Source organism: Paeniglutamicibacter sulfureus, from assembly GCF_030512175.1.
In the GTDB taxonomy this organism is placed as follows: domain Bacteria; phylum Actinomycetota; class Actinomycetes; order Actinomycetales; family Micrococcaceae; genus Paeniglutamicibacter; species Paeniglutamicibacter sulfureus.
Genome location: NZ_JAULBL010000002.1, coordinates 2,376,916 through 2,399,893, shown reverse-complemented (window position 1 = coordinate 2,399,893; position 22,978 = coordinate 2,376,916). Strand labels below are relative to the sequence as shown.

The 22,978-nt window shown below is 67.2% G+C and carries 22 protein-coding genes; 13 read left to right on the top strand and 9 right to left on the bottom strand.

Annotation, left to right across the window (positions count from 1 at the left end):
• Nucleotides 1–58 precede the first annotated feature (58 nt).
• Nucleotides 59–1,399 carry a hemolysin family protein gene (locus Q2T94_RS17545; protein WP_302265980.1) on the top strand — a complete coding sequence of 447 codons (1,341 nt, stop codon included), beginning with the start codon at nt 59–61 and terminating at the stop codon, nt 1,397–1,399.
• The gene (locus tag Q2T94_RS17540) at nt 1,396–2,436 is read left to right on the top strand and encodes a hemolysin family protein (protein ID WP_302265979.1); all 1,041 of its coding nucleotides are present in this window, start codon (nt 1,396–1,398) and stop codon (nt 2,434–2,436) included. The genes Q2T94_RS17545 and Q2T94_RS17540 overlap by 4 nt, the downstream gene beginning before the upstream one ends.
• Before the next feature lie 86 nt (nt 2,437–2,522).
• Here Q2T94_RS17540 and pstS read toward each other — a convergent pair whose 3' ends face one another.
• A complete protein-coding gene (gene pstS / locus Q2T94_RS17535) occupies nt 2,523–3,653 on the bottom strand; it encodes a phosphate ABC transporter substrate-binding protein PstS (protein ID WP_302265978.1) in 1,131 nt (376 codons plus the stop codon).
• 381 nt (nt 3,654–4,034) lie between these two features.
• Complete coding sequence (locus Q2T94_RS17530) at nt 4,035–5,477, bottom strand: FAD-dependent oxidoreductase (protein WP_302265977.1); 1,443 nt, start codon at nt 5,475–5,477, stop codon at nt 4,035–4,037.
• Nucleotides 5,478–5,687: 210 nt separating this feature from the next.
• On the opposite strand from Q2T94_RS17530, the gene Q2T94_RS17525 reads away from it, so the two are divergent.
• Complete coding sequence (locus Q2T94_RS17525; RefSeq protein ID WP_302265976.1) at nt 5,688–6,071, top strand: ArsR/SmtB family transcription factor; 384 nt, start codon at nt 5,688–5,690, stop codon at nt 6,069–6,071.
• A gap of 2 nt (nt 6,072–6,073) precedes the next feature.
• Nucleotides 6,074–6,514 carry an arsenate-mycothiol transferase ArsC gene (locus Q2T94_RS17520; protein ID WP_302265975.1) on the top strand — a complete coding sequence of 147 codons (441 nt, stop codon included), beginning with the start codon at nt 6,074–6,076 and terminating at the stop codon, nt 6,512–6,514.
• Between the two features lie 15 nt (nt 6,515–6,529).
• Here the strand turns inward: Q2T94_RS17520 and Q2T94_RS17515 are convergent, their stop codons facing one another.
• Nucleotides 6,530–7,207, bottom strand: coding sequence for a TetR/AcrR family transcriptional regulator (locus Q2T94_RS17515; protein ID WP_302265974.1), 678 nt, complete (start codon nt 7,205–7,207; stop codon nt 6,530–6,532).
• Nucleotides 7,208–7,303: 96 nt separating this feature from the next.
• Here Q2T94_RS17515 and Q2T94_RS17510 point away from each other — a divergent pair, with 96 nt between their 5' ends.
• Nucleotides 7,304–8,335 (top strand): NAD(P)-dependent alcohol dehydrogenase, encoded by a 1,032-nt coding sequence (locus tag Q2T94_RS17510; RefSeq protein ID WP_302265973.1) that lies wholly within the window; start codon nt 7,304–7,306, stop codon nt 8,333–8,335.
• A 73-nt stretch (nt 8,336–8,408) separates the two neighbouring features.
• Nucleotides 8,409–9,353 (top strand): DUF4389 domain-containing protein, encoded by a 945-nt coding sequence (locus tag Q2T94_RS17505; protein WP_367281557.1) that lies wholly within the window; start codon nt 8,409–8,411, stop codon nt 9,351–9,353.
• On the opposite strand, the gene Q2T94_RS17500 is transcribed toward Q2T94_RS17505, so the two are convergent.
• Entirely contained in the window at nt 9,350–11,656 is a 2,307-nt protein-coding gene (locus tag Q2T94_RS17500) for an FdhF/YdeP family oxidoreductase (protein WP_302265972.1), read from the bottom strand. The genes Q2T94_RS17505 and Q2T94_RS17500 overlap by 4 nt on opposite strands.
• A 208-nt stretch (nt 11,657–11,864) precedes the next feature.
• On the opposite strand from Q2T94_RS17500, the gene Q2T94_RS17495 reads away from it, so the two are divergent.
• The 3 genes from Q2T94_RS17495 to Q2T94_RS17485 all read left to right on the top strand — a co-directional run bounded on the left by Q2T94_RS17495 (nt 11,865) and on the right by Q2T94_RS17485 (nt 15,582).
• Nucleotides 11,865–13,094, top strand: a complete 1,230-nt coding sequence (locus Q2T94_RS17495; protein WP_302265971.1) for an MFS transporter — start codon at nt 11,865–11,867, stop codon at nt 13,092–13,094.
• 249 nt (nt 13,095–13,343) lie between these two features.
• Nucleotides 13,344–14,708, top strand: coding sequence for an MFS transporter (locus Q2T94_RS17490; RefSeq protein ID WP_302265970.1), 1,365 nt, complete (start codon nt 13,344–13,346; stop codon nt 14,706–14,708).
• 262 nt (nt 14,709–14,970) lie between these two features.
• Nucleotides 14,971–15,582, top strand: a complete 612-nt coding sequence (locus Q2T94_RS17485) for a hypothetical protein (RefSeq protein ID WP_302265969.1) — start codon at nt 14,971–14,973, stop codon at nt 15,580–15,582.
• Here Q2T94_RS17485 and Q2T94_RS17480 read toward each other — a convergent pair.
• Entirely contained in the window at nt 15,564–16,145 is a 582-nt protein-coding gene (locus Q2T94_RS17480) for a dihydrofolate reductase family protein (protein ID WP_302265968.1), read from the bottom strand. The genes Q2T94_RS17485 and Q2T94_RS17480 overlap by 19 nt on opposite strands.
• On the opposite strand from Q2T94_RS17480, the gene Q2T94_RS17475 reads away from it, so the two are divergent.
• Nucleotides 16,129–16,557, top strand: a complete 429-nt coding sequence (locus tag Q2T94_RS17475) for a hypothetical protein (protein ID WP_264269726.1) — start codon at nt 16,129–16,131, stop codon at nt 16,555–16,557. The two genes, Q2T94_RS17480 and Q2T94_RS17475, sit on opposite strands and share 17 nt — an antisense overlap.
• Nucleotides 16,558–16,697: 140 nt before the next feature.
• Entirely contained in the window at nt 16,698–18,323 is a 1,626-nt protein-coding gene (locus tag Q2T94_RS17470; protein WP_302265967.1) for a peptide chain release factor 3, read from the top strand.
• A gap of 97 nt (nt 18,324–18,420) precedes the next feature.
• On the opposite strand, the gene Q2T94_RS20615 is transcribed toward Q2T94_RS17470, so the two are convergent.
• Together Q2T94_RS20615 and Q2T94_RS17465 are read right to left on the bottom strand one after the other, a co-directional pair.
• Complete coding sequence (locus Q2T94_RS20615; protein ID WP_344760958.1) at nt 18,421–18,531, bottom strand: hypothetical protein; 111 nt, start codon at nt 18,529–18,531, stop codon at nt 18,421–18,423.
• A 227-nt stretch (nt 18,532–18,758) separates the two neighbouring features.
• Entirely contained in the window at nt 18,759–19,325 is a 567-nt protein-coding gene (locus Q2T94_RS17465) for a helix-turn-helix transcriptional regulator (protein ID WP_264269728.1), read from the bottom strand.
• 68 nt (nt 19,326–19,393) lie between these two features.
• On the opposite strand from Q2T94_RS17465, the gene Q2T94_RS17460 reads away from it, so the two are divergent.
• Entirely contained in the window at nt 19,394–20,272 is an 879-nt protein-coding gene (locus Q2T94_RS17460; RefSeq protein WP_302265966.1) for a class I SAM-dependent methyltransferase, read from the top strand.
• 74 nt (nt 20,273–20,346) lie between these two features.
• Here Q2T94_RS17460 and Q2T94_RS17455 read toward each other — a convergent pair whose 3' ends face one another.
• The gene (locus Q2T94_RS17455; protein ID WP_264269730.1) at nt 20,347–20,901 is read right to left on the bottom strand and encodes an isochorismatase family protein; all 555 of its coding nucleotides are present in this window, start codon (nt 20,899–20,901) and stop codon (nt 20,347–20,349) included.
• 242 nt (nt 20,902–21,143) lie between these two features.
• Between Q2T94_RS17455 and Q2T94_RS17450 the strand changes: the two genes are divergently transcribed.
• Nucleotides 21,144–21,758: a flavodoxin family protein gene (locus Q2T94_RS17450; protein ID WP_302266456.1), complete on the top strand. Its 615-nt coding sequence runs from the start codon at nt 21,144–21,146 to the stop codon at nt 21,756–21,758.
• 20 nt (nt 21,759–21,778) lie between these two features.
• Here Q2T94_RS17450 and Q2T94_RS17445 read toward each other — a convergent pair whose 3' ends face one another.
• A complete protein-coding gene (locus Q2T94_RS17445) occupies nt 21,779–22,849 on the bottom strand; it encodes a 2,3-butanediol dehydrogenase (RefSeq protein ID WP_302265965.1) in 1,071 nt (356 codons plus the stop codon).
• Nucleotides 22,850–22,978: the final 129 nt, after the last annotated feature.

Sequence of the window (22,978 nt, the reverse complement as noted above, 5' to 3'; positions counted from 1 at the left end):
TTGCCCCTCCACCGCTGCGCCGGATTGATTCCGACCACCACCGGAGAGGGGCGCCCCCATGCATGAGTTGATCATGATCGGCATCGGCCTGCTCCTGACCGTTGGCACCGGCTTGTTCGTTGCCTCCGAATTCGCCCTGGTCAACCTTGACCGCCACGAACTCGAGGCCCGCGCCGAGCGCGGCGAAAAACGGCTGGGCACCACCATCAAGGCCCTGAAGATCACCTCCACCCATCTCTCCAGCGCACAGCTGGGGATCACCCTGACCACGCTGTTGACCGGCTACACCTTCGAGCCGGCCATCAGCTCGCTGCTGCGCGGCCCGCTACTGGGCGCCGGCGTCCCGGCGGCCGTGGTCCCCGGCGTCGGCGCAGTGATCGGCATCTTCCTGGCCACCGTTTTCTCGATGATCATCGGCGAACTGGTGCCCAAGAACTTCGCCCTCGCGCTGCCGCTGGCCACCGCCAAGGTGGTCGTGCCTTTCCAGGCGGCCTTTACCGCGGTGTTCAAGCCGGTGATCCTGATGTTCAACAACACCGCCAACTCCATCATCCGCTCCTTCGGCATCGAGCCCAAGGAGGAGCTCTCCGGTGCGCGGACCGCCGAGGAGCTTAGCTCCCTGGTCCGCCGCTCCGCGCTGGAGGGCCTGCTGGACACCGACCACGCGACGCTGCTGCACCGCACGCTGCGCTTCTCCGAGCACACCGCGGCCGACGTGATGACTCCGCGCGTGCGCATGAGCGCCGTCGAGGCGACGGCCAGCGCGCAGGACATCGTCGAGACCGCCACGCTCACCGGGTTCTCCCGCTTCCCCGTCATCGGGCGGGACCGCGACGAGATCCTGGGCGTCGTACACCTCAAGCAGGCGTTCGCGATCCCGCTGGAAGCCCGCGGAACCGTGGCCGCCACCGAGCTGATGGTCGCCCCGCTGATGGTGCCCGAGTCCATGGGCGTCGACTCGCTGCTGGGGCGCCTGCGCACCCACGGCCTGCAGGTCGCCATCGTCTCGGACGAGCACGGCGGCACCGCCGGCATCGTGACGCTCGAGGACCTCGTGGAGGAACTCGTCGGCGAACTCGAGGACGAGCACGACCGCGCCCGGGTCGGCGTGCTGACGACCGGGCGCTCGGTCACCTTCGATGCCTCGCTGCGCCCCGACGAGCTGTTGGACCGCACCGGCATCACGGTGCCCGACGGCGAGGACTACGACACCGTCGCCGGCTTCGTCGCCGACGAGCTGGACAGGATCCCGGAGCCCGGGGACGAGGTCCACCTGCACGGCGGAACGCTGCGGGTCGAGCGCGTCGTGGGCACCCACGTCCAGCGCCTGAAGTTCACCCCCGACCTGACATCCCAGGACCGCAACGCCGACGATTCGACCCAGGAGCAGACCCGATGAGCGAGTACCTACCCGGAATCATCTGGCTCGTCGTCCTGCTGGTCATCAACGCCTTCTTCGTCGGCGCCGAATTCGCCGTGATCTCCGCCCGCCGCTCGCAGATCGAGCCGATGGCGGAGTCCGGCTCCAAGGCGGCCAAGACCACGCTGTGGGCCATGGAGCACGCGACGCTGATGCTGGCCACCAGCCAGCTGGGCATCACCGTGTGTTCGCTGGTCATCCTGAACGTCTCCGAACCGGCAATCCACCACCTGCTGGAAATCCCGCTGGGGCTGACCACGCTCTCGGCGGAGGCCATCGGCATCATCGCCTTCATCGCGGCGCTGCTGCTGGTCACCTTCCTGCACGTGGTCCTCGGCGAGATGGTCCCGAAGAACATCTCTTTCTCGGTGCCCACGCGCGCGGCCCTGCTGCTGGCTCCCACGCTGGTGCTCGTGGCCCGGATCTTCAAGCCGGTGATCTGGACACTGAACGGGATCGCAAACGCCGTGCTGCGGCTGTTCAAGGTCGAGCCCAAGGACGAGGCCGCCAGCGCCTTCACCCTGGACGAGGTGGCGGGCATCGTCGCACAGTCGACCCGCGACGGGGTGCTCTCAGATGCCAGCGGCACGCTGGGCAAGGCCTTCGAGTTCACCGCCAAGAAGGTCTCCGACGTCGAGGTGCCGGTCGGCGAAATGGTGTTCCTGCCGCAGGGTTCCTCCCCGGCCGACATCCAGTCCACCGTGGCCGAGCACGGCTATTCCCGCTACATCCTGGTGAACCCGGACGGCGAACCCACGGGCTACCTTCACCTCAAGGACGTCATGGACCTCACCACGCCGGAGGCCTTCGCCTCCGCGGTCCCGGCCAAGCGGATTCGGGCCCTGGCCTCGGTCTATGGCGCGAGCGAGCTGGAGGACGCGCTGGCTGCCATGCGCCGCACCGGGTCCCACGTGGCCCGCGTATTTGACGCCGAGGGCGCCACCACCGGGGTGCTCTTCCTGGAGGACATCATCGAGGAACTGGTCGGCGAGGTGCAGGACGCCACCAGCGCCTAGTTCGTCCACCGCCGTATACGCGACGGGAGCGGTCCGACCCCCATTGGGCGTTGGACCGCTCCCGTTTTTCCTGCCAATTCGGGACGCTAGGGACGCTGCGTGATCGAATCGATCGCCCTTGCGGCATCCTCGGCAAGTTCCTTGGGCATCGGCGCGCTCTTGGCCGAGTCGGCCGCGACCTTCTGCCCCTCGTCGCTGACAACATAGTGGCCGAAGGCCTTGACCAGTTCCACCGTGTTCGGATCGGTGTAGCCGCTGCACACGATGAAATAGGAGACCAGAACCAACGGGTAGGCGCCGGCCTTGGTGGTGCTGCGGTCAAGTTCCAGGGCAATGTCGTTGGCGCCGCGGCCGGGGACCCGGTGCGAGGCGGTGACGGCGATGGCCGCCGACTCGCCGCTGACGGCTACGAAGGAATCGCCCACCTTCAGCTTTCCCTTGCCAAGCGTTTTGTCAACGAGCGAATCATCGGCGTAGGTCACCGCTCCCTCGGTGCGGGCCACCGTGGTGACGACCCCGGAGTTTCCCTGGGCCTGCTCACTCCCCAGCCCGCCGGGCCAGGAGCCCGAAGGATCGTGCTCCCAATTTTCGGGCGCGGCGGCATGCAGGTAGTCGGTGAAGTTCTCGGTGGTGCCCGAGTCGTCCGAGCGGGCGACAGCGGTCAGGGGGACATCTGGGATGGCGACACCCGGATTCAGCGCCTTGATGGCGGGGTCCTGCCACGAGGTGATCTTGCCACCGAAGATCTTGGCAATGGTTGCCGCATCGAAGTTCAGTTCCTTGACCCCCGGCAGGTTGAAGGCCACGGAAATCGGCGAGATGTAGGTGGGGATGTTGATGGCCCCCTCCGGTCCGCAGGTCTCCTGGGAGCGGGCGACTTCCGATTCCTTGAGGTAGGCGTCGGAGCCGGCGAAGTTGGTGGCGCCGGCCAGCAGTCCCGCGCGTCCCGCGCCGGAACCCACGGAAGCGTATTGCACCTGCACCTTGGGGTGCATCGTGGCGAATCCGCCAATCCACGCGTTCATGGCGGAGTTCTGGGCACTGGATCCGCCGCCGGTGACGGTACCGGAGAGGTTGGAGGAGTTGTTCTCCGCCGCCTGGCGTTGCGCCTCGCCCAAGGGGTAGTCGGCACCGCAGCCGGTGAGCAGCAGGCCGAGGCCAAGCGCCGTCGCCACACGTCGAATCGACGGGGTATTGAAGCGGGGCCCGGTGACCATGGGTTTTTTCGCCTGGTGCGGCAAGGAGTCCTCCTGGTTAACAACTGATGAACAGCAACTAGTCGACCATAACGCGACCGGTCGACGCCACCCGAACTGGCGGGTCGCGTGTTCTGTTAAGCGGGGAAAATTCCGACGGTCCATGGACACGCCGCCAACCGCGGGCGCAGTTTACTGCCTGCGATCGGGTGGCGGAGGCGCGGTGGCCGGATGCACCTGGTGCTTCCTTGGTGTCGTTGCACCAGGCGCATCGGGAACCGCCGTTTTCGGCCCGGGTTTTCTCCGATGACGACGTTGCCATGGGACCAGTCCAGAAAACGACTCCGGCAGTTTGGTGTCGGGAAGGTGCCGCCCCGGAACGGAGGCGAGGCGGTCTCCGGACTATTCCTCCCGGGTACCGACCAGATCGGCGTGTCCGTGCCGCGTTCCGGTGGCGAATCCTATGGCCAGCGGCTCGGGGGTGTCGCAGCAGGACCCGGAATCCGTTTCCGGTGTGCCGCAGCCGGCCGCGGCTTCGGCGGGAACCGGTGTGTCGCAGGATCCGCCAAGGTCGGTGGAGCACACGCCGGTTTCGGGCAGTTGCAGCTCGACGTTGTCGGCGGCCGCCCGGTCCCCGGCCAGGGCGGCGGCGATGGAGCGGACCTGCTCGTAGCCGGTGGCCATCAGGAAGGTCGGGGCCCGACCGTAGCTTTTCATGCCAACGATGTAGAAGCCTGGTTCGGGGTGGGCCAGGACGCGCTCGCCGTGGGCGGAGACGGTCCCGCAGCTGTGGAACTCGGGGTCGATGAGCGGGCCCAGCGCGCGCGGGGCCTCCACGATCGCCTCCAGGTCGAGCCGCAGCTCCGAGAGCATGGCCAGGTTCGGGCGGAAGCCGGTGGCCGGCACGACCAAGTCGACCACCAGGCTACGGCCATCGGCGAGGTTCACGCTCAACCCGTCTGCCTGTTCCAGGGAGGTGACGGCGAGGTTTTCCAGGATGGTGATGTCGCCGTTTTCCACAAAGCGGCGCAGCGACGTGCCCAGCTGGCCGCGGGCGGGCAGCTGGTCGGCCGCTCCGCCGCCGTAGAGCTTGACGGGGTTGGCCGGCCCGCGCAAGCCCCACAGCACGGTGGTTTCCGGGTGCTTCTGGCGCAGGCGCCCGAGGCTGATGAGGGTGTTGGCCGCGGAGTGCCCGGCACCAAGCACTAGGATCCGCTTGCCGGCGAAGTGCCCCAGGTCCGATCCCAACGGGTCCGGCAACGGCGCGGTGATGCTGCCGCTGGCCCTGGCCGCTGCCTCCCCGATGGCCTCGATGCCGGAGCGTCCCACCGGGTTGGGGTTCCCCCAGGTTCCCGACGCATCGATGACCGCCCGGGCCATGATGTCCTCGATGCCCCGGGCGGTGGCAGTGCGCACCAAGAAGAGCGCATCGTCGCGACCGGCCGAGCGGGTCTTGTCCGCGCTCCTGCCGTCGGCCTGGACGCGGGTGACAAGCAGGACGCGGTGCCCGTAGCTGATATGCGGGGCCATGCCGGGGTGTTCGGCCAGGGGCCGGAGGTAGTCGCCGACCATCTGTGCGCCGGTGGGGAGCTTGGTTTCACGCGGGGCTTCCCAATCCCCGGCGTAGCCGTCGCCGGGGGTTTCCAGCAACCGGCGCGCGGCTGCATCGATGTTGTAGCGCCAGGTGGAGAAGAGCCTGATGTGACCCCAAGCCTGCATCGCAGCACCCGGGCCGGCTCCGGCCTCCAGGACGCGCACCTCCTGGTTACGTTCGAGAAGGTGCGCGGCGGCGGCAAGGCCGATCGGTCCGGCACCAATGATGACGACTGGGTGGGTCTGCTTCATGGTCTGCTGCTCCTGGCGTTCACTGCGGGTGCTCCGTGCTGGCGCGTTCGTCAAGGCCGGGAGAAACGGCGTTTCGGCGGCCGGTGCGTGCCACCAGAATCTTCCATCCCAACCCATACATCGACGAACTTCGATATGTCGAGTATCGTTGCAGATATCGATGATTGTCAATCTCTGGCCCGGAGCCGGAAGAAAGCGATGGATGCGCCCATGTCCACTTTGGCCGACCCCCAATACCGCGAGCATGGCCCCGCGGCCGACGGCGTCGCGCGGGCGGCATGCTGCGTTTCCGCCCCGGGACAGGAGACCCTCGAGGCGACCGAGGCCGAGGCCCTGGCCGGGCGCTTCAAGGCGCTCGCCGACCCCAACCGCCTGCGCATCCTCTCCATCGTTTCCTCGTCCCCCGGGGCCGAGACCTGCGTCTGCGACCTGTCCGAGCCCCTGGGCCTGAGCCAGCCGACAGTCTCCCACCACCTGAAGATCATGGTCGAGGCCGGCCTGCTGCACCGCGAAAAGCGGGGGGTCTGGGCCTACTTTTCACTGGTTCCCGGCGCGCTGGATTCCCTGGCCGCAACCCTGAAACCGAAGGCATGATGATGGAAGAGAATCCACGCGCACCGCGCAAGCCCGCCGTCCTGTTCGTCTGCGTCAAGAACGGCGGCAAGTCCCAGATGGCCGCCGGGCTCATGAAGCACGAGGCGGGCAACGACGTGGACGTCAGCTCCGCGGGAACCAAGCCCGGGGCCGCGATCAACGGACTTTCCGCCGAGGTCCTCCAGGACCTGGGCATCGACATCAGCGCGGAGCGGCCCAAGGCGCTGACCGAGGAGAACATGCGGGCAGCCGGTTTGGTGGTGGTCCTGGGCGCCGAGGCCAAGGTCCCTGTACTCGACGGGGTCAGGGTGGAAACCTGGGAAACCGAAGAACCAAGCGCCCGCGGCATCGAGGGCAGGGAGCGCATGGAACTGGTGCGCGATGACATCCATGCCCGGGTCAGGGACCTCGCTGCCCGGCTGCTGGGCACCGAGAACAGCTAAGCGGACGAGGGAACCCTAGCCCTCGTCGATCCAGCGTGACAGGGATTCGAGAATCAGCTCCAGGCCGATCCCGAACTCGTCGCCGAAGTCATATCCCGGCTGCAGCACGTGTTCCGTCGCGATTTCCATGAGGTGCGGGTACTCGCCCGAGGCGAACATCTGCACGATGGGATCGGTGACGCTCGCGGCCGTGTCGGGCCCGGTAAACGGCAACGCGGCTTCCTGCATGGCGAAGCCGTAGGTGTAGCTGTCCAACAACGCATAGGCGTGGGCAGCGGACTTGACGGAGAACCCAGCGGCGCGCAGGACGCCGAGGGTCGCATCGTGGTGGCGAAGCGTCGCCGGGCCGGGGGCGGTGCGCGACTCCAGTAACCCGATGGCCCATGGATGACGCCCCAGCGCTTCACGCACCGAGCCCGCGCGGCGGCGCATCTCGTTGCTCCACTCCCCGCCTACCGTCGGGACATCGATTTCCGCATAGACCATGTCGACGAGCGCATCCAGGATCTCCCCCTTGTTGGCCACGTAGTAGTAGAGGGACATGGGCTTCACCTCCAAGGCCGTTGCCAGCGACCGCATGGTCAGGGCCCCCATGCCGTCCCGGTCGGCAATCGAAACGGCGCAGGTGAGAACACGTTCCCGATTGAGCGGGGTGCGGGCGGGCGATTTTTCCCGGATTTCCTTGGACTTCATGGCCCGATCCTATCGCATTTTAGTACAATGTAAGTTAGTCTCTCGTACTAAGTAAGGTTTCGACTCGCGAGGCCTTGCATCCCGGAAGGAAACGCCATGACCGGCGCCAAGCGACATCCAGCACGAGGACTCGAAACGAACGGAACCATACCGCCCCAACGCTCGATGCGGGCCATCGCGCAGGACCGCTACGGGGATGCCGAGGTGCTCCACGAGGCGCACCTGCCCATCCCCGTGCCGCGGGACAACGAGGTGCTGGTCCGGGTGCACGCCGCCGGCCTGGACCGCGGAACCTGGCATGTCATGACCGGCACGCCGCTGCTCATGCGCCTGGCCTTCGGGTTCCGCGGGCCCCGGAACCCCGTTCCCGGCCTTGACCTTGCCGGAACGGTCGTGGGGATGGGCTCCGCTGTCACCGGCTTTGCGGTGGGCGACGCGGTCCACGGATTCGGGCAGGGCACCTTCGCCGAGTACGCGGTGGCGAGGGAGGACAGGCTGGCCGCCAAGCCCGCCAGCCTCGACTTCGCCCAGGCAGCGGTTATCCCGGTGTCGGCAGCCACCGCACTCCAGGCACTTCGCCTGGGACGCATTGCCGCCGGCCAGCGGGTCCTGGTCATCGGGGCCTCGGGCGGGGTCGGAAGCTATGCGGTGCAACTGGCCAAGGCCCTGGGCGCCGAGGTCACCGGCGTCGCCGGGCCGGCCAAGCAGGACCTGGTGCGCACGTTGGGCGCCGACCACGCCATCGACCGCAGCCGCGAGGACTTTGCCGAGAGAACCGGGCACTACGACCTGATCGTGGACATCGCCGGAAACCCGACCCTGGGCAGGTTGCGCAAGGCGCTGGCACCCAAGGGCACTGCCGTTATTGTCGGCGGAGAGGGTGCCGGCAGGTGGCTGGGCATGGGCCGGCAGTTTCGAGCCGTCGCACTTTCGCCCTTCATCGGCCAGCGCCTGGCCATGCTCGCCTCCGCCCAGCGCGCAGCCGACCTGGAGGAGCTGGCCGGATTCATCGAATCCGGTGCCGTGCGCCCCCACCTCGACAAGTCCTTCCCGCTGGCGCAAGTGCCCGAGGCCATGGAGCACCTGGTGGCGGGCAAGGCCCGCGGCAAGATCGCCATCATCATTTAGCCTGCGCCGCCACGAATTCCGTGCCCCCGCCTCTCTCCCCCAACCCCGCTTCACTTCGCGAAAGACGAACGCCATGACCAACCCACCAGCACCCCCACTTCAGACACCGCCCGTCGGACACATGCCGGGAATCCATCTGGCCCTGCTGCTGTTCGGGGCGCTGCTGATTCCCGCCTCCCTCGGAGCCCTGGCCATCAAGGAGTTCCGCGACCTTGACCTGTTCGCGCTGCTGATTGCCGCCGGGATCGCCCTGGGCATCGTGGCCATCCTCGTCGGCGCCGCGGGGCTGGGCCGCGGCATCGGAATCGGCGCCCCGCAGGCAAGCGCCCTGCCCGGGCCGGTCCCGGCGACGCCGGTGCACCTCTCCGGGCACCTGGACCCGGGGCTTTCGCGCTGGAAGTGGCTGGTGAAGTGGATCCTGGCCATCCCGCACGTGGTGGTGCTGGCCCTGCTGTGGGTTGCCTTCCTGGTGGTGACCGTCGCCGCGGGACTGGTGATCCTGGTGACCGGGCGGTATCCGGCCTCGTGGTTCCAGTTCTCCGTCGGGGTGCTGCGCTGGCAATGGCGGGTGTCGTTCTACGCCTACGGGGTGCTGGGCACCGACAGCTACCCGCCGTTCACGCTGGCGCGCGGTCCCTATCCGGCCAACTTCGACGTCTCCTATCCGGCACGGCTTTCGCGTTGGAAGGTGCTGGTGAAGTCCTGGCTGCTCGCCCTGCCGCACCTTTTGGTCATCGCGGCGCTCTCCGGCGGCTCCTGGGACACGGAGGAGGCCGGGATATCCCTGCTCGGCCTGCTGGTCCTCATCGCCGGAGTCGTCCTGCTGGTCACCGGCACCTACCGCCGGGGGCTGTTCGACCTGCTGCTGGGGCTGAACCGCTGGATCCAACGGACCGTGGCCTACACCTCGCTGCTGACCGACGCCTATCCCCCGTTCCGACTGGACCAGGGTCCCGGGGAGCCGGCGGCATATCCCGGGGAACCGGGGCCATCCGGCGCCGACACCCGGTCCCTCTAGCCAGGGCCGGGCGCCGGCGCGGGTTCCAGGCGCACGATGATGGCCTTGGACACCGGGGTGTTGGACCCCTGGGCCGTCGCTGCCAGGGGAACGAGCACGTTGGCTTCGGGGAAATAGGTCGCAGCGCAGCCGCGGGCGCTGGGGTAGGAAATGATCCGCAATCCGCGCAGCACCCGATCCACCCCGTCGCCGGCTTCCGAGTGCACGTCCACGTAGCCGCCGTCGGCCAGGCGCAGCGCGGCCAGGTCCTGCGGGTTCACGAAGATGACGTTGCGTCCCTTGTGCACACCGCGGTACCTGTCGTTTAGCGAGTAGGTGGTGGTGTTGAACTGGTCGTGCGAGCGCAGGGACTGCAGGATCAGCCGATCCTTGGGCAGCCTGATGGTCGCCAGCTCGTTGACCGTGATCACCGCCTTGCCACTCGGGGTCGGGAAGCGCCGCTCGTCCCGCGGCGGGTGGGGAAGCACAAAGCCCCCGGGCCGGCGCACCTTCGCGTTGTAGTCGGCGCAGCCGTCCACCACGCGCGAGATGTGCTCGCGGACGTTGTCGTAGTTTTCCTCGAAGCCCTCCCAGCCGATGGGGTGTTCGGGCCCCAGCACCCCACGGGCCAGGCGCGACACGATGGCGACCTCCGAGAGCATCTTGTCCGAGACGGGCATGACCCGCCCCTGGGAGGCGTGCACCGCGCAGACCGTGTCCTCCACGGTGACGAATTGGACCCCGGATTTCTGCACGTCGATGTCGCTGCGCCCCAGGGTGGGCAGGATCAGGGCGGCGGCCCCGGTGTATGCGTGGGAGCGGTTGAGCTTGGTGGAGATCTGCACCGAGAGCCGCGTGGCTGCAATGGCGTCCTGGGCGGCGTTGGTGTCGGAAATCGCGTGGACGAGGTTCCCGCCCAGGGCGATCAGCACTTTGATCCGCCCCGCGGCCATGCCCTGGATGCTCTGCACCGCGTCGCACCCGTGTTCCCGCGGCGGTTCGAAGTCGAACTCGGCCGCCAGCCTGTCCATGAAGGAGCGCGGCATCCGCTCCCAGATGCCCATGGTCCGGTCCCCCTGGACGTTGGAGTGCCCACGGATGGGGCAGGGCCCGGCGCCGGGGCGACCGATGTTCCCGCGCAGCAGCAGCACGTTCATGATTTCCTTGATCGTGTCCACAGCCTTGGTGTGCTGGGTCAGCCCCATGGCCCAGGTGATGATGACCCGGTCGGCCAGCAGGTAGCGCCGGGCCAGGTCGTCGATCTGCGCGCTGTCCAGGCCGGTGGCTGCCAGCACGTCGGCCTCTTCCAGGGTGGAAAGGTGGCGGCGGTACTCCTCGAGCCCGATGCAGTGCTCGGCGAGGAAGTCGTGGGCCAGCACCGAGCCGGGAGCTGCGTCCTCGGCCTCGAAGACCCGCTTGGCCAGCGCCTGCATCAGCGCCATGTCCCCGGCCAGGCGGATCTGCAGGTAGGCATCGGCCAGGTCCGTGCCCCGTCCGACCAGGCCGCGCGGGCGCTGCGGGTTCCTGAAGTTGATCAGCCCGGCCTCCGGCAGCGGGTTGATCGCCACGATGGAGGCCCCGGCCCCCTTGGCCTCCTCCAGCGCGGTGAGCATCCGCGGGTGGTTGGTGCCGGGGTTCTGCCCCATGATGATGATCAGGTCGGCCTTGGCGAAGTCCTCGTACTGGACCGCGCTCTTGCCCACCCCGATGCTCTCGGTCATGGCCACTCCCGTGGATTCGTGGCACATGTTCGAGCAGTCGGGCAGGTTGTTGGTGCCGAAGGCGCGCGCGAAAAGCTGGTAGGTGAAGGCTGCCTCGTTGCTGGCCCGGCCCGAGGTGTAGAAGGTCGCCTCGTCGGGGGAAGCCAGCGCGTGCAGTTCCCTGGCGATCAGGCCGAAGGCGTTCTCCCAGGAGACCGGTCGGTAGTGCTCGCTGTTGGGGGGCTTGTAGACAGGTTCGACCAGGCGGCCCTGTTGCCCCAGCCAGTACTCGCTGCGTTCCTTGAGCTCGGAGACCGGGTGCCCGGCCCAGAACCCGGTGGGCACCTTCAGCGGGTCGGCCTCCCAGGCCACCGCCTTGGCCCCGTTCTCGCAGAACTCGGCGACCTTGCGGTGCGGCGGATCGGGCCAGGCGCAGCTCATGCAGTCAAAGCCGTCTTTCTGGTTCATGTGCAGCAGCGTGCCGGCCGCCCGCCGCGGACCCATTTCCCCCAAGGCCAGCGGAATGGACGCCAACAGCCCCGGCAGGCCGCCGGCGCTGCGCTTGGGCGGGCCCACCGCCAGGTTCTCGTCGGTGACGTCGTCCTTCAGCGGCTTGCCTGCCATGGGAATCAGAGCCCCTTCGTCGGACCGCCCGCGGCCCGGTCGGAATACGCTCCGGCACCGGGCCGAAGCCATGTGCCTTCAGGTCTAGCACCGGGACGGGTGGCATTCAAGGGCCCCGACGCGGTAGCTGTCACCGGCCGCCGATGTGAAACACTGGAGCCCGGACCCGGATCCCCCGGAATGCCCCATTGACATGAGGAGAGCCTGGATGAAGGAACCCGCCGGGCGCCCCGGATACTCCCTGCTGGCGATCCTGCTGGTCGCAGTCGGCATCGGCCCCCTGTTGACCTACGGGCTGAGCGCCGTCAGCGCGCTGGTCATCACCGAGCTGGGAATCAGCGAGGCGCAGTTCGGGCTGCTGGCCACCGTCTGCTTTGGCGCGGGGGCCGTCGGCAATGCCGCCTTCGGCCGCTTCACCGACAAGCAACCCGATGCCCGCCTGCTGGCGCTGGTCTTCGCCCTTGCCACACTGTCCCTGTTGCTCGCCGCGATCCCCGGCGGCTACGTGCTGCTGCTGGTCGCCTCGGGCCTTGCCGGCCTGGCCCAGTCCTTCCCCAACGGCGTCACCAACCGGATCCTTGCCGAACGCGTCCCGGAAGAACAGCGCATCGGCTGGATCGGCATCAAGCAATCAGGCGTGCAGGTCAGCCAGCTGGTGGCAAGCCTCGGCTTCCCCGCCCTGGCCGCCTGGATCGGCTGGCACGGGGCCAGCGGCGCGGGTGCCGCGGCCGCGGTGCTGCTGGGCGTGGTGGCGCTGCGCGTGCTCAAGGCCGTCCCGCTGCTGCCCAAGATCCCGATACCGGTGGGCGAGATGCCCACCGGCGGCCCGGCCCCGGCCCCGCCGAGCACCAGGTTCCTGATCTGGGCGCTGGCCGCCTTCGGCTTCGTCAACGGCATGGGCGTGCAGGCCACCAACGTCTACCTCTCGCTCTATGCGGTGCGCGAACTCGACTTCTCCCTGGTGCTCGGCGGCGTGGCCGCCGCTGCGGCCGGGGCAATCGGCGTGGCCGCGCGCGTGGGCTGGGGACGGATGATGTCCCGCGGCATGGCGGCCCCGCCGCTTTTGCTGTTGCTTGCCCTGCTGGCGCTCGCCGGTGCCTGGGTGTTCCTGGCCGCCGGCACCACCGGGTCGGCGCTGCTGCTCTGGCTGGCCGTGGCCCTGCACGGGGCCTCGGCCCTGGGGGTCTCGGTGGTGCTCATGGCCGCGGTGGTGCGCAGCGTCCCGTCTTCCTCGATGGGCATGGCCACCGGGATGGTCACCGCCGGGCAGTTCGGCGGCTTCACCGTGGGCCCGCTGGTCATGGGGACCCTGGTCGGCTCGGCCGGCGGCTTTGCGCTGGGGTGGACGGCCGTCGCCGGCATCTACCTGCTCTGCGTGGCCTTGGGCCTTTACCTGGTGCTGCGCCGGCGCCGGCGCAACCGGAGGGCCTCCGCCTAAGCTCGCCGGGACGCCGAGCCGCCGGGCCGCCGGGCCGGGATCCCGGAGCGCGGGGCCTGGCCCGGCCGGGGTGCGGGCCGCACCTCGGCCGGCGCCGGGCGCCGTCGACAGGTACGGGGAACCCCATTTCACGGGCACTATTCCCGGGCCTCGACAACCCTCGCCCGCGGGTGGGGGAAGCCCTACAATGTGAGCATCAGGCGAGTGGCACCGGACCCGGGACCCTCATCCCCGGACAAAGGAATTTCCATGGGCACCACACCGAAGGCCTCCCAGCGAATGACCCCCGAACAGCGCCGGGTGGCGGGGGCCACCATGATCGGCACCACGGTCGAGTGGTACGACTATTTCATTTATGCCAACGCCGCCGCCCTGGTCCTGGCCCCGCTGTTCTTCTCGCAGCTGGAGGGAACGGTGGCCTCGATCGTCTCGTTCGCCACCGTGGGAATCAGCTTCCTCTTCCGCCCCTTCGGCGCGGTGGTGATGGGCCGGGTCGGGGACCGCTACGGGCGCCGGGTCGTACTGATCATCACCTTGATCCTGATGGGCGCGGGCACCACGCTGATCGGCGTGCTGCCCACCTACGCCACCATCGGGGTGTGGGCGCCGATCCTCCTGGTGTTCCTGCGCGTCGTCCAGGGCTTCTCCGCCGGCGGCGAGTGGGGCGGGGCGGCGCTGATGGCCGTCGAGCATGCCCCGGCCGATCGGCGCGGCAGGTTCGGGGCCTTCCCGCAGCTGGGCGTTCCGGCCGGAATGCTGCTGGCCGCCGGGGTCACGGCCATCTTCGCCGCGGCGCTGACGGAGGAGCAGTTCCTGGCCTGGGGCTGGCGGGTGCCCTTCTTGCTGAGCTTCGTGCTGATCCTGATCGGGCACTACATCCGCACCCGGGTCGAGGAGTCCCCGGTCTTCCACCAGATGGAGGCCACGAAGCAGACCGAGACCGCACCGCTGTCCACCCTCTTCCGGCAGCACCCGGGCAAGGTCGTCCAGGCCACGCTGGTCTTCATGGGCAACAACGCCGCCGGCTACATGCTCACCGGCGGCTTCATCCTCGGCTACGCCACCAAGCGCCTGGGGCTGGACGCCGGCACCATCCTGAACATCATCACCATCGGCTCGGTGGCCTGGCTGGTTTCCACCTGGGTCTCCGGGGTGGCCTCGGACCGCATCGGCCGGCGCAAGATGTACATCATCGGATGGGTGGCCATGCTCGCCTGGCTCTACCCGCTCTTCCTGCTCATCGACACCGGAGAGATCGCCATGGTCGCCTTGGCACTGATCGTCTTCGGCGCGGTGATGGGCCTGTCCTACGGACCGCTGCCGGCCCTTTACGCCGAGCTGTTCCCGGCCCGCATCAGGCTCAGCGGATCCTCCATCAGCTACGCCCTGGGCGCGGTGCTCGGCGGGGCCTTCGCCCCCACCATCGCCACCGCCCTCGTGGGCTCGTTCAACACGACGGTGGCGGTGTCGACCTACCTGTTCCTGCTCGTCGCGGTTTCGCTGATTGCCACGATCACGCTCAAGGACCAGACGGGCACCAACCTCTACCTCGGGGACGAGGACCTCAAGCCGCTGGAAACCGACGAAACACCCGGACCCATGTACGACCCCTAGGCGTTTGACGCGCCACCGACACCAGCGGACCCTCGAACCCCGCCCGGCGGCGTGGCTCCCGGCCGATTCCGTAACCAACGCCGCGTTGCCCCCATCGGATCCCGTGCGGATTCGCAGAGGTCCTCAAGTGGGGCAACGCATCAAGCCCCGCGGCGGCTGTTAATGGGTCAACGCGAGATCTTGCCAGCCAATGGGCTGGAATTGTTTGGTCGGCGCACCGGACGGTGCGGATTCCGACAATGCCGTCGAGAGGAACCGTTCCATGTCATCCGAGAAGCTGCTCCGGCTAGCCGGTTTGGCCGCGATCGCGGCAGGGATTCTTTCCATCATCGGGGATGTGCTGAGCCTGGGTGTCGACCTGGAGGCCACCGACGCAGCCGGCGACGTCTCGCAAAGAATCGTGTTTGGCTTCTACCTGCTCGGCACCGTGTTGCTGCTGCTCGGGTTGACCGGGCTGTACGCCAGCCAGTCCCGGGCCGCGGGGATTCTGGGCTTTGCCGGATTCCTGCTCGCCTTTGGCGGGACCGCGCTGACGGTGGGGGCGATCTGGTTCGAGTTCTTCGTGGTCCCCGATTTGGCGGCCCAAGCCCCCGATGTGGCGACCGGAGAGCTGGGATTCACGGGATTCGCGCTTTCCTTCCTGATCGCCGCCGTCGGCTGGGTTCTCTTCGCCATCGCGACACTCCGTGCCGGCGTCTATCCGCGACTCGCCGCGGGGCTTCTCCTTGCGGGGGCACTGGTCTCTTTCGTCCCGCTCTTCGTCCAGGTGCCGGCAACGGGACTACTCCTCTCAGTTGCCATCGTCGTGCTCGGATTTTTCCTGTGGAGGCGCCACGGGGCCCCGGCCCAGATCGGTCAACGGCGCACCAAGTAGTGCAGGTGAAGCACCCGGTTGCCCTGAATCACGACGTCGGGATCCCCTAACAGGTGCTGTGCACGGACCGACCCGAAGTAGCGCTTGCCTGACCCGAACACGACGGGTACGACGTCCATGCGCACCTCGTCGACCAGGCCCGCGGCAAGCACCTGGCCACCGACGTCGCCAACGGAGACCTCGACGATGCGCTCACCCGCGAGCTCCTGAGCCTTGGCCACGGCTGCCTCGACGCCGTCGACGAAGTGAAATGGAGCCTCGGGGTCCCAGCCCTCCGGCTTGGGGCGGTGCGTCACGACGACCACGTGGTCTACCCCGCTTGGGGGCTTCCCGTCCCAGCCCTCGGTCATGTCGAAGACGTGGCGGCCCACAATTGTCGCCCCGATTTGGTCCCAGTACGGCCGGGTGTAGTCGTAGGACGCCTGCGACACCTTCAACGCCCCGCTCTCATCCAGCGGCACATCGCCGGCGGACAACCAGTCGAACAGCGGTCCGGGCTGGTCGTTCTCGTCCGCGACGAAGCCGTCCACCGACACCGATCCGTACATGACCACCTTGCCCACGGGACTCTCCTTTGCTTTGGGGGTGCCCAATATTAACCGGAGCGGACTCGCCTTGCAACAGGAAGGCACGGCAGGACTGTGGCAGTCGGCCAAGACCACTGAGTACCGACAGTTCAAGGCGATGATGATCTCCCTGGAACGGACCACGCAGGCGGCCTCGGGCACGCCGCAGGCCGATGCGGGGGCAGGCGGCCCCCGCGCAGGCGCGCTCTGCTCCTTCGATCTGGCGGACTCCGGCATGAGCTGCGCGCAGGCCGCGTCGTTTGTGCAGAAGCTCTCGGGCACCCGGCCAGGCGCCGGCGGCGTCGAGATCATGGGCCACGGCGCGTGCGAAATGCCGTATCCCGGTCTCTGCGGCAGGTGCATCATGGAAGACACCGGGGTCACCTTCCGCTACGAGTTGAAGCAGTAGCCCGGAACCCCCTGGCACCGCGCAAGCCACTGGTCGGAAGGGTGCCGGGAGGCCTGTTTACGGGACAGGTTCGGACCCGGACAGTCCAAGGCGAAGCCGCTCGGCTTAGCGCAGCCCTCGCGCGAGTGTAGATTCTAGGGATGGTTCACAGCACTTTCACTGATTTCGACTCCCCTCCCAACACCGACGGCAATGACGTGTTTCACGAGGCCCGCAGGCGCCGGACGTTTGCCATCATTGCGCACCCCGACGCCGGCAAGTCGACATTGACCGAGGCCTTGGCCCTGCATGCGCGGGTCATCACGAAGGCAGGTGTGACGCACGGTAAGCAGGGGCGCCAGGCGAGCATGTCCGACTGGGGCACCATGGAACGCGAACGCGGGATCTCCATCAGCTCCACTGCATTGCGGTTCGAACACGGCGATGTCATTTTCAATCTGCTCGACACCCCGGGGCACGCGGACTTCTCCGAGGACACCTACCGGGTGCTGACGGCCGTGGACTGCGCCATCATGCTTGTCGATTCCTCACGGGGAATGGAAACCCAGACCCTGAAGCTCTTTGCCGTCTGCAAGGAACTTGGGCTGCCGGTGGTCACCGTGTTCAACAAATGGGACCGTCCCGGACAGGAAACGTTGCAGCTGCTAGATGAGGTCCAGGATGCCACCGGCAGGATGCCGGTGCCCTTGAACTGGCCCGTGGGCATCGCAGGCGACTTCCGTGGCCTGTACAACCCGGAAAGCGGAACCTACACGCGCTTATCTCGCACCAATGCCGGCGCCAGCCTCGCACAGGCCGACGAACTGAGCCCCGAAGAGGCCGCCCTGGACGCCGGGGACTCGTGGGAAGCCGCCCGCGAAGACTGCGACATGGCCGTCGCCCTCAATGGCGGCTTTGACGGGGAAGATTTCTTGGCCGGTCGGGCCACTCCGGTGCTTTTCGCTGCTGCGGCGTCCAACTTCGGGGTCGCCCCGCTCTTGGATTTCCTGGTGAACCGGGCGCCCGCGCCTGGTCCGCGCGCGGATGAGGCCGGCACCTTACGTGCATTGGATTCGGATTTCTCCGGGTTCGTCTTCAAGATGCAGTCGGGCATGAACCCGAACCACCACGACAAGCTTGCCTTTGTCCGGGTGTGCTCCGGGACCTTCCGGCGGGGCATGGCACTACGGAACGATTCAACGGCAAAGCCCGTTTCCTCCAAGTACACCCACCACATGAGCGGCAGGGACCGCGATTCAGCGGATGAATCGTGGCCCGGTGACGTGGTGGGCTTCAGCAATGTCAGCGGTTTGCGGATCGGCGATACGGTGCATGCCGGCGAGGCTGTATCCTTTCCGCGACTGCCGCACTTCAACGCCGAACACTTCCGCATGGTGCGCAGCCTGGATGCCGGTCGAGCCAAGGCGTTCGCCCGTGGAATCTCCCACCTCGAAGAAGAAGGCACCATCCAGGTTCTCTACCGCAGCTCCGGGACGAGCCAGTCGCCGATCTTCGCGGCAGTCGGAGTCCTGCAGTTCGATGTGGCCCTGGATCGGTTGAAGCGCGAGTTCAACGCTCCGGCCGTCATCGAAGAGGCACTGCCCTATGAAATGGCCAGGGACCTCTACGGCCCGGATCCGGTACAGACCGCCAAGGCCGCCGCCGTCGAGGTCGTCTACCGGTCGAATGGGAATCCCGTGGGACTCTTCAGGAACCAGTGGAAGCTCGGTCGCACCATGGCCGATAGCCCCGAGCTCTTCGGCATCACCGGCGACGAAGCCAAATAACACGGGAACCTGCGGAGCCGGCTAGGCGTCGATCACCAGGTCGCCGGTCGGCGTGGAGCAGCAGATCAGGATCTTGCCCGCGGCGATCTCCCCGGGCCTAATCCCTCCGGCGTGGTTCATCTCCCGTGCCCCCGAGCAGGGAGAACTTGCAGGCGCCGCGCATCCCCGGCGTGCACGAGGAAGGCACGGGAGCCCCCGCGGCCAGCACGGCGTCGAGGATGAACTCGTCCGCCGCGCAGTCGATGGTGCGCCGGCATTACCCGGGCGCCGGCATCCAGCAGCGCCCGGGTAATGGACACCAGCGGGGCGAAGCCGCCCAGCGGACCGTGGGCGACGGTCACTGTGCCGGGGGCCAGCGCGTCGGGCAGCCAAGTAGAGGCGGGTCCCCCGGGCACGGCCTTGACCGTAATCTCCAGTCGCGTCCTGCGGGATGCGTTAATCCGCCGCGTGGTCGTGGTGCATGTGGGCCCGTTCCCCGCCGTGGTCGAAGATCGTCAGGATCTCCACCGGACCCTCGTGCGCCCCGATGTGGTGTGGGACCATGGTGGAAAATTCGGCGGCCTGCCCCTCGGAAACCAGGATGGTGCGCTCCCCCAGCACCAGGGACGCCGTCCCGGAAAGCACGGTGAACCACTCGCGGCCCGGATGCACGCTCAGGCCGATGTCATTCGTGGTCCGCTCGTGGGTGATGCGCATCTTCGCCACAGTGGTTCCATTGACGGAGTGCTCGCGCGAGAGCAGCCAGGTGGTGAGTCCGGGCTGGTGCTCGGGTTCGGGTCGGATCACCACGTCCTCGTCGCTGGTCGGCTCCACCAGCTGGTCGAGGGTGGTGCCCAGCGCCTTGGCCAGGGGAACGAGTTGGTCCAGGGCGATCCTCCGGTGGCCGGTCTCAATCCGGCTAAGCGTGGAGGGACTCAGGAAGCAGCGGGCCGCCAGTGAATCCAGCGACCAGCCCTTGGCCAGCCGCAGGCCCTTGAGGCGCTGGCGGATCACAGTGTCCATGGAAAAATCTTCTTGCGTCATACGCAAGAGTGTATGCCAATCACGCATCCACTGGTTAGGCTTGAACCATGACGACACAGCATTCCCCGGAACACGGCCACCACCATCACGGCGGGAACAACGCCAATCACCACGGGCACCAGCACTCGAACGAGCAGGGCATGGCGGAAATGCTCGACCTGGATGCCCAGTTGATGAAGGACCACCTCCAGGAGATCTTCGCCTGGACCTCCGGGCACCAGCCAGACCCGCGCACCATCCTGGACCTGGGCGCCGGCACGGGCACCGGAACGCTCGGACTGGCCCGGACTTTCCCCGAGGCCGCGGTCGTGGCCCTGGACCAGTCGGAGTTCATGCTCGGGCGCCTGTCGAAGAAGGCGAGGGACCATGGGTTCGAGGAGCGGCTCACGACACTGCAGGTGGACCTGGACACGTCGTGGCCGGATCTGAGGGACATTGACCTGGTGTGGGCAGCATCCTCCATGCACCACATGAGCGATCCTGCCAACGTATACGAGCAGATCGCCGGCACGCTGTCCTCCGACGGGCTGCTGGTGGTCGTGGAAATGGATTCGTTCCCCCGCTACCTGCCCCGGGATCTGGGCTTCGGCGACCCGGGCCTGGAGGAACGCTGCCACGCCGCAGCAGGCAGCGCCAACTGGAACGCCCACCCGGACTGGGCCGGCCCGATCAAGGACGCGGGGATGGAGGTCATCGACCAGCGAACCTTTGTTTACGCGATCGACCAGGACCAGGAGCTGGTGGCGCGCGCCGCCCACCGGTGGTTGTCCCGAATGCGCGATTCCCTGGCGGACACGCTGCCGGCGGCGGACCTCCAAGCCCTGGAAGCGCTGCTGGATGCCAAGGACTCGCGCTCGGTGCTCACACGCACGGACCTGTCGATGCGCGGCAGCCGCACGGTGTGGGCGGCACGTCTCCCCCGGTAGGAACAACCCACAGGGCACCTGCGCCAGTTATTCACCGGCGGTCCGCCCTGTTCGGGTCGAACTGTTGGGGACAGTCAGGACCGGAAGTCGACGTCCTGCGCGGCGGTGACCGCCGCGGTGCGCTCCGGCGCCCCCTGGAATTGCCAGTAGAGGTTGATGTGGGAGATGGCGACCTCCGGGGGCGGGGCGCCCCACTGGGTCATGTCACTGGTGGTGTGCGCGTCGGACACCAGCGTCACGTCGTAGCCGCGGGTGAAGGCGCCATGGACGGTCGAGCGGATGCAGGCATCGGACTCGGCGCCGGAGACCACCAGCCGGCCGACGCCGGCGGCGGAAAGCACGTCCTCGAGATCGGTGGCCTCAAAGGAGTCCCCATAGATCTTGTGGATCACCGGCTCGTCGGCGGCCGGCGAGAGTTCAGGAACGATCTGCCAGGCGTCGCTGCCCTTCTCCATTTCCTCGTCCGAATGCTGCACCCACACCACCGGCGCTCCGGCCGCACGGGCACGCTTCACGAGGCCACTAATGTTGCCAATGGTTTCGTCTCGCCGATAGGCGTTCGCCACGACGTCCCGCTGCACATCGATCACGATGAGAGCGGAGCGGGTTCGATCGGAAAATGTGCTCATGAGAAATCCTTCGCGGGCGTCATGGAGTTTATCCACGAACCAACCTACGCCGCGATCCAGACATTTGTGAATGGCGCGAGTGAATATTCGAACAATTCTTGGCTCAGGTCCATGGCATGGTTACGGCAACTTCGGATTCGTCGTTCCTTCAATCCGGCTACGTGCCCCGATACCTCGAGGAATCAATTCTGCAGGATGCGCAATCACTGGTCGCCTCCGCGCCGACCCGGCAGAGTGGAGACATGACCAATGAACCCTTGAACGCCCTGATCCTCATTTGCACGCTTTCCCCATCCCCCAAGGCATCCAGCAGCGACATGTTGGCGCGACAGATTGCTGACGAGTTCGCCAAGCACAAGGTGGAGAGCGAACTGGTACGCATTGTCGACCACAACGTGATGCCCGGCGTCCTGAAGGACATGGGCGCTGGCGATGACTGGCCTGATCTCAGAAAAAAGCTCCTGGAAGCGCAGATCCTGGTGCTCGCCACCCCGATCTGGGTGGGGCATCCCTCGAGCCTGGCCCAACGGGTTTTGGAACGTCTTGATGCCGAGCTATCCGAAACCGACGACCAAGGTCGTCCCATCCTGTTCGACAAGGTGGCCATGGTTGGAGTGGTCGGCAACGAGGATGGGGCACACCATGTCATTGCCGACCTGTCCCAAGGTCTGGCCGAAGTTGGCTACACCATCCCGGCCCAAGGATCAACATATTGGGTGGGCGAAGCCATGCACACCACCGATTACCAGGATCTGGAACAGACGCCCGAGGTGACCGCCAACGCCACTCGGATCTCGGTCCGGAACACCGTGCATCTGGCAGCAGCGCTGAGGGACGGGCCCTATCCTGCGGCCTAGGTCGTGCCCGTTTGTCCGTACTAAAGTCCCCTGCCACTAGGCGAGACGATGATCTTCACCGCCGTCTCATTGTGATTGATCAAAGTGTCGAAGCCCTTGTCGATCAGGTCCTCCAGGGCGATGCGCCCGGTGATGAACGGCTTGAGGTCAATCTTTCCGCTGCCGACCAGCTCGATGACCTCGGCGTGGTCGCGCACGTAGGCGATAGTGCCGCGCACATCGATTTCCTTGAGTACGATTTTTTGCATGTCCACGGTGGCCGGGCGACCCCAGATGGAGACATTGACCAATACGCCGGTGGGCTTCAGCGCATCCAGCAGGGTGTCGAGCACCGCGTTGACCCCGGCGCATTCGAAGGCCACGTCGACACCGATTCCGTTGGTGATTTTCAAGACCCGCGACTTGACGTCCTCGGCGCTGGGATCGAGCACGTGGTCGGCGACCCCGCTTTCGCGCGCCTTGTCCTTGCGGGCAGCCGAAAGCTCGCTGACGATCGTGGTGACTCCCATTCCCTTGAGCACCGCGGCAGTCAGCAGGCCGATGGGTCCGGCGCCACCCACGAGGGCTACCTGCCCCGGCATCACGCCGCTGCGCACTACCGCATGATGCCCCACCGACAAGGGTTCGATCAGCGCGGCCTCGTCCAGCGGGATGTTCCCGATGGGATGGACCCAGCGCGCGTCGACGACGATCTTCTCCCCGAGTCCCCCGCCTCCGCCGGCAAGCCCGATGAAGCCCATCTTGACGCAAAGGTGGTAGTTCCCGTCCTGGCAGGAGGCACACTGTCCGCAGACAAAGTAGGGCTCGACCACGACGTTCTGTCCGACTGACAGATCCATGACGCCCTCGCCAACCGCCGTGATGGTTCCGGAGAATTCGTGGCCGAGGGTCACCGGGGCCTCTTCGTGGGACAGCGGGTGCGGGTGCCCGGGCCCCGGGGTGAAGATCGGGCCCTCCAGGTACTCGTGCAGGTCGGTGCCGCAGATGCCGCACCACGCGACATCGATGGTCACCGCCCCGGGGCGCAGCGCGGGCTCGGGAATCTCTTCAATGCGGATGTCCTTTTGGGCGTAAAAACGAGCAGCCTTCACGGCAAGTCCTTTCTCGAAAGATCGGACGCGGCGACTCGCGCCCTCGCGATTCCCGACAACAATCTTGCGCACCGGCCGCCGGGCAACGCTCATGATCGACGTTACCGCTGTGCCCTCGACACTGGCTAG

What these genes read in the sequence shown, in the direction of transcription:
- Q2T94_RS17495 (WP_302265971.1), top strand. Translation starts at nt 11,865, where the DNA reads ATGAAGGAACCCGCCGGGCGCCCCGGATACTCCCTGCTGGCGATCCTG.
- Q2T94_RS17530 (WP_302265977.1), bottom strand. Translation starts at nt 5,477, where the DNA reads ATGAAGCAGACCCACCCAGTCGTCATCATTGGTGCCGGACCGATCGGC.
- Q2T94_RS17540 (WP_302265979.1), top strand. Translation starts at nt 1,396, where the DNA reads ATGAGCGAGTACCTACCCGGAATCATCTGGCTCGTCGTCCTGCTGGTC.
- Q2T94_RS17485 (WP_302265969.1), top strand. Translation starts at nt 14,971, where the DNA reads ATGTCATCCGAGAAGCTGCTCCGGCTAGCCGGTTTGGCCGCGATCGCG.
- Q2T94_RS17500 (WP_302265972.1), bottom strand. Translation starts at nt 11,656, where the DNA reads ATGGCAGGCAAGCCGCTGAAGGACGACGTCACCGACGAGAACCTGGCG.
- Q2T94_RS17545 (WP_302265980.1), top strand. Translation starts at nt 59, where the DNA reads ATGCATGAGTTGATCATGATCGGCATCGGCCTGCTCCTGACCGTTGGC.
- Q2T94_RS17520 (WP_302265975.1), top strand. Translation starts at nt 6,074, where the DNA reads ATGGAAGAGAATCCACGCGCACCGCGCAAGCCCGCCGTCCTGTTCGTC.
- Q2T94_RS17455 (WP_264269730.1), bottom strand. Translation starts at nt 20,901, where the DNA reads ATGAGCACATTTTCCGATCGAACCCGCTCCGCTCTCATCGTGATCGAT.
- Q2T94_RS17510 (WP_302265973.1), top strand. Translation starts at nt 7,304, where the DNA reads ATGACCGGCGCCAAGCGACATCCAGCACGAGGACTCGAAACGAACGGA.
- Q2T94_RS17490 (WP_302265970.1), top strand. Translation starts at nt 13,344, where the DNA reads ATGGGCACCACACCGAAGGCCTCCCAGCGAATGACCCCCGAACAGCGC.
- Q2T94_RS17505 (WP_367281557.1), top strand. Translation starts at nt 8,409, where the DNA reads ATGACCAACCCACCAGCACCCCCACTTCAGACACCGCCCGTCGGACAC.
- Q2T94_RS17470 (WP_302265967.1), top strand. Translation starts at nt 16,698, where the DNA reads ATGGTTCACAGCACTTTCACTGATTTCGACTCCCCTCCCAACACCGAC.
- Q2T94_RS17515 (WP_302265974.1), bottom strand. Translation starts at nt 7,207, where the DNA reads ATGAAGTCCAAGGAAATCCGGGAAAAATCGCCCGCCCGCACCCCGCTC.
- Q2T94_RS17460 (WP_302265966.1), top strand. Translation starts at nt 19,394, where the DNA reads ATGACGACACAGCATTCCCCGGAACACGGCCACCACCATCACGGCGGG.
- Q2T94_RS17465 (WP_264269728.1), bottom strand. Translation starts at nt 19,325, where the DNA reads ATGGACACTGTGATCCGCCAGCGCCTCAAGGGCCTGCGGCTGGCCAAG.
- Q2T94_RS17525 (WP_302265976.1), top strand. Translation starts at nt 5,688, where the DNA reads ATGTCCACTTTGGCCGACCCCCAATACCGCGAGCATGGCCCCGCGGCC.
- Q2T94_RS17475 (WP_264269726.1), top strand. Translation starts at nt 16,129, where the DNA reads ATGACCACCTTGCCCACGGGACTCTCCTTTGCTTTGGGGGTGCCCAAT.
- Q2T94_RS17450 (WP_302266456.1), top strand. Translation starts at nt 21,144, where the DNA reads ATGACCAATGAACCCTTGAACGCCCTGATCCTCATTTGCACGCTTTCC.
- pstS (WP_302265978.1), bottom strand. Translation starts at nt 3,653, where the DNA reads ATGGTCACCGGGCCCCGCTTCAATACCCCGTCGATTCGACGTGTGGCG.